This is a genomic window from Novipirellula methanifontis (assembly GCF_052161655.1).
GTDB lineage: Bacteria > Planctomycetota > Planctomycetia > Pirellulales > Pirellulaceae > Novipirellula.
This window is the reverse complement of sequence record NZ_CP197418.1, coordinates 1,186,537-1,198,065: the sequence shown is the minus strand read 5'-3', so window position 1 is coordinate 1,198,065 and position 11,529 is coordinate 1,186,537. Positions and strand designations below refer to the sequence as shown.

General features: G+C 54.9%; 6 protein-coding genes. 2 read left to right on the top strand and 4 right to left on the bottom strand.

What is annotated here, in order from left to right:
- Positions 1 to 35: 35 nt before the first annotated feature.
- Positions 36 to 2,180: a hypothetical protein gene (locus SH528x_RS04265; RefSeq protein WP_442509287.1), complete on the bottom strand. Its 2,145-nt coding sequence runs from the start codon at positions 2,178 to 2,180 to the stop codon at positions 36 to 38.
- Between the two features lie 289 nt (positions 2,181 to 2,469).
- Here SH528x_RS04265 and SH528x_RS04260 point away from each other — a divergent pair, with 289 nt between their 5' ends.
- The gene (locus SH528x_RS04260) at positions 2,470 to 5,154 is read left to right on the top strand and encodes a dockerin type I domain-containing protein (protein WP_442509286.1); all 2,685 of its coding nucleotides are present in this window, start codon (positions 2,470 to 2,472) and stop codon (positions 5,152 to 5,154) included.
- Between the two features lie 73 nt (positions 5,155 to 5,227).
- Positions 5,228 to 5,977, top strand: a complete 750-nt coding sequence (locus tag SH528x_RS04255; RefSeq protein ID WP_442509285.1) for a hypothetical protein — start codon at positions 5,228 to 5,230, stop codon at positions 5,975 to 5,977.
- 32 nt (positions 5,978 to 6,009) lie between these two features.
- Here the strand turns inward: SH528x_RS04255 and SH528x_RS04250 are convergent, their stop codons facing one another.
- From SH528x_RS04250 to SH528x_RS04240, 3 genes are all read right to left on the bottom strand, one after another.
- Complete coding sequence (locus SH528x_RS04250; protein WP_442509284.1) at positions 6,010 to 7,362, bottom strand: DUF1552 domain-containing protein; 1,353 nt, start codon at positions 7,360 to 7,362, stop codon at positions 6,010 to 6,012.
- A 176-nt stretch (positions 7,363 to 7,538) separates the two neighbouring features.
- Positions 7,539 to 10,073, bottom strand: coding sequence for a DUF1592 domain-containing protein (locus SH528x_RS04245; protein WP_442509282.1), 2,535 nt, complete (start codon positions 10,071 to 10,073; stop codon positions 7,539 to 7,541).
- 81 nt (positions 10,074 to 10,154) lie between these two features.
- Entirely contained in the window at positions 10,155 to 11,516 is a 1,362-nt protein-coding gene (locus SH528x_RS04240; protein WP_442509281.1) for a DUF1501 domain-containing protein, read from the bottom strand.
- Positions 11,517 to 11,529 lie beyond the last annotated feature (13 nt).

Below are 11,529 nucleotides of genomic sequence, written 5' to 3'. Positions count from 1 at the left end.
TCCATTCACCCAATCACTGCCAGCGTATTTGCTAGCTAGAACTCTAGGACCAGTTCGACGAAGCCGGCAACATGGTTGCGTAGTTTACCGTCGAGGTTCTGGTATAGGTCTTCCAATCCATCTCCGCCAATGAGTGTAGCGAGACCACCCAATAACAGAATGTTATTATTTAGCAGCGGGCGGTATTCAAGACCAGTGCTAATATCGGTGCCGATGAAATTGTGAACTTCTCCTGTGAACAGATAGGTTTCCAGTGACGAGGTGTCCTCGAACCACAGAAAGTTACAGTTGTTGATGGTTTTCAGCCGCGGGGTGATGTCGGCGTCTAAACCCAGGTTAAACAGGTGTAAACCGGGATTTACGAAGTTGGTTTGCCCTTGGAATTTGCTCTGCCGCATGCTCGGATTCAGACTCAGCCGGTTGGTCAACTCGACGCCGAAAAGCCGGATGCCTTGGCGTCCCCAGTAGCTAAATTCATTTCCAGCAAAGTTTGGATTCGCAAAAATTGCGTCAAATCCGGTCGCCTGTTCGTCGTTCGTGTCGCTGTCCCCTGAATTGAACAGGTACGACGTGCGGAAACGAACCCAGTCGCGGTCATACGACAATTCGATTGCGGCCATGTAGGCGCTGATGTCCACTTCGCGACCTGCGATAGGGTTCAGATCATCTTGGCCGAACGCGTAATAAAACGCACTGCTGACGTTGATCCGCTCCATATGACCATTATTAGCCACACCAAAATAGTACGAGCGAACATCATGCGGCTGGAAAACACCGACCGGATCGGGACGTACTAGAAAATTATTCTTGTCGAACTCAAACGAGGCCCGGTCATGGTTGGCATGAAATGAAACGCTCGCAGTGTTGCCGGGAAAAAGAAAATCTTGGCGATAGTAGTTCGCGATCCAAGTGTTTTGGTTGCGATCGTCATCAATGACGTTCAACAAGCTATTGGTTTCTTTCTCAGTCTGATCGAACCACATCAAGTTAAATTGATCGCGATTACTGTTTCGCGTTCCGAATAGACGGACGCCGCGATTGATATCCGAAAAGATAAACCCGCGGAAATCGCTGACAAACGGCTGGCTTCCGACCCGTACCGAGGCAAAGTCATAATACGGACTGAGGTCGGAGATTTTCGATTCAAAGAACCATTCTTCGAGTGCAAAATCGTCTCGATGGCGGCTGGTTCCATCGCGAACATCGGGGCCGACCACGCCAAGCTCATCCGCGACCAAGTGATTGGCGTTGTGAACCAAATTCAGACGAACTCGCCAATCATTGGGCTTGAACGAGGTGTTGCCGTGAAACAGATCGATCGCAAGGGAAGTGTATTGAGCGGCGAGAAACGAGTCGGGATCCCCAAAAAATCCGATCGCACCTGGATTGCGAGTCGATTCGAACGGAGTCGTCGGCGTCGGTAATTGACGGCCTTCGAGCAGCGTCAAGCTCTTGCCCTGCAACTTCATAAATGTGTGCTGACCGATGATCGGATAGTCGCCTTTGAGCACGTTTTGGTTGTACGGATCCCAAAAAGCGCCTTTGACCCCTAAATAGTCATCGTTGACCGGGTGGCCTTTGCCATAGCGGTCCGCATCGGGTTGCCCAAGCCGCCAACGATCTTCGACCGGAATAAAATGGCTGCTGGTTTGATGCTCGGTCGGCAGCACACCACTGGGGCCTGTGAATCCGTAAGGCGCATCGCGGGACGCAACATACAACGGATTGGTGTCGTCGAGCCGATCCAGATTGATCCGCGGCAATTCGAGTTCGGGTTCGAGCGGATCACGCAGCACCTTGGGACGAATCCCAGCATCCAATTCCAAATCGTCCTGGAACGGATCCACATCGTTTGAGTCCTCGTCAGGCCGAATGTCTTTGATGATCGAATCGGATGCTTGGCGTACGGTGTTACTCAGCAAATCTCGGAACGAACGCTGCGATTGCGACTCGCTCTGTTCGGCTTGCTGCTGAGCCAATGCTTGCTGATTGGCCAAAACGACATTTTTGCTAGCGTCGGAAGCTTGCTTAGCAGCGTCTTTTCCGCCCGAGCCAAGCAGTTCTCTCAGCGTCACCCGGCCCTCGCTTGGGGAATCCGCAGCTTCGTCAGCGCGTAAATTCACCCCAACCCAAGCCAGGTTCAAGGCGATTGCGATCGTGATTCCCCGATAATCAATCATGTTTTTTCAGTAATCTTCCTCGCCTCATCATTTTGGGGGAGGGCTGTTTCCGCCCCCCTTCACCCAACTCTCTCGCTAACGTTATCGGCCGAAAGTGGGGGACCGCTTTGTATCGTTTGGAGAATTTGTTCTGATTATTCCGATGGGCCGGCGTTTCTTAATCGCAATCTGCTTCGACTTCGCCGACAACCGAACTAAGATGGGGGGAGGTAAAAATTGCTAGCCCGCTAAGAATGCCTCCTCATCCCATTCGCTCCACCCCGTTTTTTGCGGCGAAATCGTGAAATCTATGACTGCAACTTCCCGTTGTCGCTCCAAAGCAAAACGACGGCTCATAGCCGAACGACTCGAGCAACGCCATCTCATGGCCGGGGGCGACGTGCTCGGGCTGCACAACGATCAACTGCCAGCCGATGTGAACCTGGATGGTCACGTTTCGTCCATCGATGCATTGGTGGTCGTCAACTATCTGCAGCGATTCGCGGGCGTCAATGAAGCGAGCGAGCAAACCGCCTTCGCAGAAACCGAAGCGGTCGCGACGTCCCAATCGATGGTCGACGTCGATAACAACGGCCATGTCAGCGCGCTCGATGCGCTGGTCGTGATCAATCATCTCAATCGCATGGGCAGCGGTGAATCGACTGCGCTCGCTGAGTTGCCGAAGGCCGATTTTGCCAATATCCCCAAAGCTGCCCAGGTTGATTCGGACGGCACGTTCCAAGCCGCCAATGACGAATTTTTCGCGTCGCTTAACGCCGCTGAAAATCGGGGCATTCAAAACTTGCTCGAAACAAGCGACGTGGAAACGCTGTTGTCGCGTGCCTCGATGGCTACCAGCAGTAATGATGCGATCATCGCCGTGGTCGATCGCAATGGCCGAATTCTTGGTGTCCGTGTCGAAGGTGACGTCAAAGCACAATTTGCCAATAAACCAGAAGAACTGGCCTTTGCAATCGATGGCGCCGTGGCCAAAGCCCGTACCGCTGCGTTCTTCAGCAGCAATGCCGCCCCGCTGACCAGCCGCACCGTTCGCTTCATTAGCCAATCCACAGTCACCCAGCGTGAAGTCGAGTCGTCGCCCGTTAGTGACGATCCCACCTATCGCGGGCCAGGGTTTGTTGCCCCGATCGGTGTCGGCGGACACTTTCCACCTGAGGTCAACTTTGCCCCGCAAGTCGACTTGTTCGCAATTGAACATCAAAGCCGCGACAGCCAACTGCATGCCGGTGCCGACGGAATCACCCAGTCGACTGTCAAAACGAATGTCGACAAGAGTAAGGAAATCACCATCGCGGGCGATGACTTTGTGCTCGGTTCCCGCTTCAACGCGGATCCGGCCTTTGTGCCTCGAAACGCGGATCAATTCTTTCAGTCGTGGCCTGAATCCTACGGAGTCGCAACCGAGACGTTTCTGAACAGCCAATCACGAGGCGTCGCAACGTTGCCTGGTGGCGTTCCACTTTATAAAGCGGTCACCAACGCCGATGGCTCAACGCCCAACGTCCCACTGAGCGAATCATTCAACTTGGTCGGCGGAATCGGAGTTTTCTTTCCCGGTGAAGATGGCTTTGCGACTCACGAGCAAGGGTTCCAGCACGCCAGCGAACGTGGTGGGGTCGCACAGACCGAGAAAGAACGAACCAATGCATTCAAAGTGCTCGAATCCGAGTTCACTGCGTTTGTTGCCGCTGCTGGCACGGGGCTGGTAGGGCAGTCCGCATTTCTTCGCGACTTGAGCGAATTCAATAACTCACTCCCATCGCTTCCCGACTTTTTCTTGCCCACCGGTCGAATCGACCTCGTCGGCATCACGCTGGAAATCTATGGACCGCATCCCGATCAATCGTTCCGCAAACCAGGCGTGGATCGGTTGATCGAACTCGGACGTGCGCTCGGACGAGGCGCCGATTCAGGTGAAAACAAAGTCGTCAATGGAAAGGGTGACACGTTACTTGCCGGGCAATCGGTTCCCGAAGGCTGGCTGGTCGCACCGCATGATTCGACCGTCGATACCGAGTTGACCGCCGAACGAGTCGAACAAATTATCCTCACGGGCGTGAACGAAGCCGACCGCACGCGGGCGGCGATTCGGCTGGATATCGACAATAACTTCCGTCCAGGTGCGAGGACACGCATGGTGCTGGCGGTTGCCGACACTCACGGCGAACTGCTGGGGCTGTACCGGATGCCCGACGCGACGATCTTTTCGATTGACGTGTCGATCGCCAAAGCTCGCAACACCGCCTACTACGCAGACGCCGACGCACTGCAAGCGGTCGATCGAATTGACTTCAACGGCGACGACGTGTTTGGACCGATCAGCCAAGCACTCGAAAACCCTTCGGGTGACACCGTGCCACTGGGCACGGCACTGACCAATCGAACCTTCCGCTTTATTGTCGAACCTCGCTTCCCGACGGGATCCAATGTCGATCCGTCGCTCGCAAACGGATTGCAAAACGTCGAAACCGTGGATTTGTGTGACCAGAAACCGGGGCAATGCCAACAAGTCGCCCCGCACAGTATTCTGCGCAACCCAGGAATCAATCCGGTCACAGCAGAGAATATCGTCAACAACCAACCACTGGACTTTAGTGCCTACGGAAGCTCGACCAGCGGCAGCTTCCTGGCGTTTGATGCCTTCAACCCAAGTCGCAACTTCCGCGACCCAGGCGACGCCACCGTCGTGGCCGGCCTGCCTAGTATGGACGGCAGCCCCAACGTGCAACCGCTAGCAAACCAAAATGGCATCGTCTTCTTCCCTGGCAGCTCGCCGCTGTACATCGGCAATTCCAGGACGGCACTGGTCGGTGGATTTGGCGTCAGCGGTGACGGGGTCGATCAAGACGATGTGGTCACCTTCGCTGGCCAACAAGGTTTCGATCCCAATCCCTCGATTCGAGTCGACCAATTTGTTGTCGGCGGCGTGCGACTGCCGTTCCAGAAATTCAATCGGAATCCATTTGCTAGCTGAGGTGGTGGTAAACCTTACCGGTTTTTCCAGCTGTGACGGTTGATCGGATTCCCCGCAGCAAGGTGGTGCGAATATGCCGATCCTTTTGGCAAGGCGTTTTGTTTTCTTGCCAAACGGATTGATGATGAATATCTCGAATCGACTTCGATCGATTGCCACAATGTCACTTGGCGTCGCGCTGAGTCTTGCCTCTGCGTCCAGCATCGTTGCTCAATCCCCTCGTTACCACGACGAGTCGTTGTATTACCAGGGAAGTGAGATCGTCGATAACGAGTTTCCCGAGCACTATACTTACGAGCATGAGTATGCGTCAGAGCATACCTCTGAGCATGCTTCAGAAACGGGGCACGGAGAGTTCCACACTTCGCACCACGGCATCTGTCTTGATCCCGGGCATCCTCGCAAACCCAAGCACGAACAACCGGGCGACGTTAATCGCGGCGACTGTCCGCCGAAGCGATATCGCATGGATGATTGCGTTCGCGCTGGGAATCCTCACTGTGTTGCACCGTGGGCAAAATGCAGTCCCAACAAAAAGTACAGTGCGTGGTACGTCGGGGGTGGAGCCGCGTTCTCAAAAATCCCCGATTTGCATCCCGGACTTTTGCATCGCGGACGCGACCGCGAAACCAATGCATACCATGGCCACGGCGAAGGCACTTGGGGGATGGATTACAGCGGTTTGTTTGGTCACGCCAACGTGTGGCTGAAGTACACCCACGACCGAAAACAAGGCGGCGAGGGAGAGTACCGAACCGACGGTGAACCCAAAGTGATTGCACGTGCCAAATCGATTCTTAAACACGTCCACGAGCAATTCTAAGCAGGTCGCAATGATCTTTCCGCACGCGACCGCTACGCCAGCCCCGTCAGGGTGCCCGTGGCGTCTTGGAATTGATCCGTCTGGACCCCCATCTTTTGCGCCAGGGTGACAAGCACGTTGGAAAGCGGCGGATGATGATCAGGATCATGCGAAAGATGCTGACCGTGTTTCAAACCCCACGCTCCGCCGCCAGCAACGATCAGCGGCAAATTCTTCGGTGAATGTTCGCCTCGCTCGCCGCTGTTCATCCCCGAACCGTAGACCACCATCGTGTGATCAAGCATCGAGCGACCGCCCTCTTCGGTCTGCTTTAGGAAGGTCAGGAAGCGGCCGAGTCGCTCCAGAAAACCACGGTCGACGACGCCAAGTTTTTTCAGCATCCCAGCATCGCCACCGTGATGCGAAAGCTCGTGATGGTTTTCGCCACCGGGACCATGACCGCCGGCCTCACGCGACCACTCAAACGAGATCACTCGCGTCGTATCGGTAATGAACGCGAGGTAGCTAATCTCGAGCATCACATCAATCCACATCGTGCGGTCGTGTGCGTTGCCTGGCTGGCTATTCAGTTGCAGTCCGCTGTTATCAACCTCCGGCTTTGGCACATCGATCCAATCGACCTGCCGTTGGACGCGAAGTTCAGTCTCGCGGACTGACGCCAAATACTCGTTCAGTTTCGTTTGATCCGAACGTCCTAGTTTCTTCGCGAGCAACGTCGCCTCGCTTGCCACATCGTCGAGGATACTTCGCTTTTCCGCGAACCGACGCAGCGTCGCAGCCCGCGACGATGCGTCATCAGGAACAAACAGCCGCTCGAACAAACGCTTGGGACTGTTCTCGGCAGGCAGCGGCGTGCCGTTGCGATCAAAGGAAAGCGTATGGCTATGCAGCGCACTTCCAGTCCCCGAGCCATCGGAAAGTTGCAATGAAGGAAATCGCGTCGCCGCCCCAACTTTTTCGGCAATCAACTGATCGACCGAGATCGTGTTCGAGTAATCTTTGCCTGGGACCGCGCGAAGATCGGCCCCAGTCAACCATGTGTCGGCACCACTATGCCCGCCGGTAGAGTGCGGATGGCCCAAGCCGCTGATCACCGAAAAATCGGCACGATGATCGGCGAGTGCCGCAAGCGTAGGCGAGAGTGTGTAGTCGGCTCCGCTTTCCGAAGGCATCCACTCCAGGATGTTTACACCATTGGGCACGTAGCAAAAGATCGCACGCGGAGTCGGTTTAACATTCGATTTCGCCAGCGGCTTGAAGGTCGACGCTGCCGCGTGCAATGTTCGCGGCAACATTGCCTCAAGCAGCGGCAAGCCGATAGCGGCACCACAACCGCGAAGAACGGCACGGCGTGAAAGTAGCTTGCGAGCGATCGAATTCATCATCAAGTTCCTAACAGCAAAAAGAGCTTCTAGTCCTTTCTCAGGACCTAAAACTAGGGTTGCTCGTAGCGAAAGTCGTCAAGACTTTCGTTTTATTTGCCGAACGATCCGAAACTCTTGACGAGTTCCGCTACCCTAAAATTTACCTTTAACAAAGCACGAATCAACCAGCAGCCAACTCACTTCGTATTAAACGCTTCCGATTGAACGATCGCCACAATCAGTGACTGCAATGTGTATTGATTCTGTTTCATCGTGGCCACGAAGTCACGGACATCGTCGCGGTCGGAAAACCCAAGCTCGCGGCCCAATGCGTACGTCATCAACTTGGACGCAAGTGCACTTAAAAACAGGTCCTCATTTTTCAACAGTTCCGATTGCAGTCCCTCAACGCCAACGAACTCGCTGCCATCGGGCATCTTCGCACTTGCGTCAATCGGCGGATCGTTTTTGCCAATCCGGCCATTATAGCCGTGACCTTCCTGGTCTCGCCATTCACCACACGCGTTAAAGTTTTCCAGGGCAAAGCCGAGTGGATCGATCTTGTTGTGGCATCGTGCACACGCTGAATTTTCACGGTGGATGGTCAATCGATCACGGACCGTTGCCTTATCGATCCCAGGCACCTGCGTTGGAATCTCGCCAACATTGGCCACCGGCAGCCCTGGATCCGTACCAAGCATCGTTTTCATCACCCACACGCCTCGCGTTACCGGTGATGTACGTGTGCCGTTGGAGGTGATGCAGTGGATCGACGCTTGAGTGACCAACCCGCCACGATGCGAATCGGGCGGCACAGTCACACGACGAAACGCGTCGCCTTTCACTCCCGCAATGCCATAGAACCTCGCCAGTCGCTCGTTGACCGTGACAAAGTCGCTTTTAATTAAGTGTAGTGCATCGATGTCGTGACGAAGGATTTCAGCAAAGAAGGCTTCCGTTTCTTGCACCATCGAAACTTCGAGATGACGATCGTATTTGGGATACAAGGTTGACGTGGGCGGGTTCGCCCCGACGTTGCGAAGGCCCAGCCATTGTCCCGCAAAATTTTTAACGAGCGCATGGCTCTTCGAGTCCGCGAGCATCCGGGCGACTTGAGCCGCAAGCTCGTCGGGCTTCGCGAGTTCACCTCGAGTGGCGAGCCGAAACAGTTCGTTGTCGGGCATCGATGACCACAGGAAATACGAAAGCCGCGACGCGAGTTCGTATTGGGTCAATGGCCGTGGCGACTCGCTCGCTGCTTCTGGTTCGGCGAGATACAAAAAGTGTGGAGACGCTAGCACGGCGGCAAGCGGCACTTTGATCGCCTCGACAAACGTCGGCTTCTGCTCGCGATATTTTTGAAAGAGTGCAAACTTTGCATCCACTTCACCCTCGTCCAGTGGACGACGATACGCTCGCGCCATAAAACGCCGTATCACCTCGCGTGCGTACGCGTTTTCATCTTTGTCTTTATTTAGCGAATCGAACAACACGCGAATGTGGCTCTCCGGCGGCCACTGCGAATACATCGGGCCTTCTAATTCGATCCAGTCGACCAGCAATTCGGGACGCGTGAACGCATCGCGATCCTGCATCCAAAAATTTTCTAACACGCGCGGGACGCTGTAAGAGTTGCTCAATTTCACGCCGGCTTTCTCGGTCGTAAAACGAGCACGTACTTCATAGACCGCCGGACCGGACGGCGAGGCCTCTACATCGAACTCGCTGATCACTTGCGGCGTGCCACCGAGATCGATTGCGACTTTGACTCGGGGTGGTCCGTAGTCATACATGCGGTCCGTTTGAAAGTGCTCTAAATCGCTTTCCACTCGTTCCGTCTCGCGTTTTTCGGATTCGGGTTTCTTCGCAATCGCTTCATCGCGACGTGTTTCCAGGATCGACTTGGCCGACGCAATCAACTCGGCACGCGAGGGAACTCGGCCGGCGGCGCGAATGCGGATGATGTATTCGCCATCGGACGGGACTTTGAAATCACGAAATCCAATCGATTTGTTCCACGCGTCATGATGCACGACCGTAAATTCGCCTTCCGTTGTATTTTCACCATCGTTCAGCAGGATGTTGTTGCCGTCATGCTTAACACGTAAGCGATCGGTCCCGTCCGTGTTCTGTTCAGGGTCAAAACGCCACTTGATCGCCGCGGGTTGTTCGCCTTCGACGAGTGCATGATCAAGGATCGCTCGCGCGGCGGAATAGTAGAGCTCCATTTGCAGCGGCGACATCGTCAGTGCCTCGCCAATGTTGTCAAAACCACCGGCCGGAGGATCCTCGGGAAAGGCCTCAGCGGGATCGAAATCGACGCCGACCAGATCACGAATCGTGTTGTTATACTCCGCGCGATTCATCCGACGCAGCACCACACGTGTAGCTCGTTTCGCGATCTCGGCTTGGGCGAGAGAGGATTCAAGCCATGTCGCAAACGCAGCCGCCGCTTCCATCGAAGGTTGCTTTTCGTCTTCGGGTGGCATTTCGTGGCCGTTGATGGAATTGAGCACTTCCGCCCATTTCGACGTAATCAGAGGATCCGAAACATCGGCCGAGAGCGTATCGAGTCGCAGGTCGCCTTCTTGCTTCTCCGGCCCGTGACACTGGACACAGTAAGTCCCCAAGAACGACTGATGGTTGTCACTTGGTTCCGCATCTTCGGCGTGTAATGCGGGAACGATCGCGACAAAGCAAAACAGAAAGGACGCGAAAAAGTGTTTCATCATTGGATCAATCTATGATTACGACCTCGACGCGAGGCGTTCCGGTTGGCGAGGTAAATGCCCCAAAAGTCTTGGCGACTTTCGCTACGCCAGAATCTCTTTGACAACGCGTCCATGGACATCCGTCAGCCGGAAATCACGTCCGGCGTGACGATAGGTCAGCCGCGTGTGGTCGATTCCCATTTGATTCAAAATCGTCGCGTGTAAGTCGTGCACATCGACTTGTCCGCGAACGATCGATTTACCGATGTCATCGGTCTCGCCGTGTACGATGCCGGCTTTGACGCCTCCGCCAGCCAACCAAATCGAAAAACAATTGCCGTGGTGGCCACGTCCGAACTTGCCCTCTTTCGTTGGCGTGCGTCCAAATTCAGTGGCCCACACGATTAAGGTTTCGTCCAACATACCACGTTGCTTCAAGTCGCGGATGAGTGCCGCGAGTGGTTGGTCCGACGCCTTGGCGAGCGGCTCATGCTCTTTCATGTCGCCATGCGAATCCCAATTGGGGCGAGAACCGCTATCGACAAGCTCGATGAACCGCACGCCGCGTTCGGCCAAACGTCGAGCGACGATGCATTGCCAGGCAAAACTCTGGGTGTCCCCTCGCTTCAGCCCATACATAGCATGCGTTTTGTCGTCTTCCTGTTGAACATCAAACGCTTCCGGACCTGAGGTCTGCATGTGAAAAGCCGTTTCGTAACTCTTGATCCGTGCAGCGAGCCGGGAATCATCACTGCGGCCGGCAAGATGCTGAAGGTTCAACGAGTCAACGAGTCCCAACTCCATTTGCTGGATTTTCTGCTGGGTTGTTTTGGCGGCCAAGTTCGCGATCGGTTCGTTGCCTGGAATCACTCGCGTACCCTGGTGATACGCCGGCAAAAAATCGCTGGCGTAAACCTGAGTCCCACCGTACGGCAGGTGCGGCGCGATCACAATGAACGAGGGCAGATTTTGATTGACGGTGCCCAAGCCATAACTGAGCCACGATCCCATGCTCGGCCGCGTGAAGGTTGCCGACCCCGTGTGCATCCCCACCGCCGCTTCGGTGTGATCAAAGTGGGCCGACTTCATCGATCGGATCAAACAAATGTCTTGCATCGAATCGCGAAGATGCGGAAACAGATCACTGACGACGGTTCCACATTGCTTATTAGCGCTGGACGGAAACACGCTGCCCATCAATTTATCTTTGCCGCTACCGTCACGGCCTTTGCCAGACGATTTTGTATCAAATGTGTCGATATGCGAGACACCGCCGGTGGCAAACACCATGATGATTCGCTTGGCCTTGGCAGGGAAATGCGATCGCTTCGGCGTCAACGGTCCGCTGGAGGATGACATGGGTTCCTCGGCCGCCATCAACTCGGAAACGATGGCCGGGAACAAGATTGAACCGCCAATCAGCGAGCGGATCGAGTTGCGACGCGTAACGCGGGGTAGATTCATCGTGTTAACAATA

What these genes read in the sequence shown, in the direction of transcription:
- SH528x_RS04240 (WP_442509281.1), bottom strand. Translation starts at nt 11,516, where the DNA reads ATGAATCTACCCCGCGTTACGCGTCGCAACTCGATCCGCTCGCTGATT.
- SH528x_RS04250 (WP_442509284.1), bottom strand. Translation starts at nt 7,362, where the DNA reads ATGATGAATTCGATCGCTCGCAAGCTACTTTCACGCCGTGCCGTTCTT.
- SH528x_RS04265 (WP_442509287.1), bottom strand. Translation starts at nt 2,180, where the DNA reads ATGATTGATTATCGGGGAATCACGATCGCAATCGCCTTGAACCTGGCT.
- SH528x_RS04255 (WP_442509285.1), top strand. Translation starts at nt 5,228, where the DNA reads ATGCCGATCCTTTTGGCAAGGCGTTTTGTTTTCTTGCCAAACGGATTG.
- SH528x_RS04245 (WP_442509282.1), bottom strand. Translation starts at nt 10,073, where the DNA reads ATGATGAAACACTTTTTCGCGTCCTTTCTGTTTTGCTTTGTCGCGATC.
- SH528x_RS04260 (WP_442509286.1), top strand. Translation starts at nt 2,470, where the DNA reads ATGACTGCAACTTCCCGTTGTCGCTCCAAAGCAAAACGACGGCTCATA.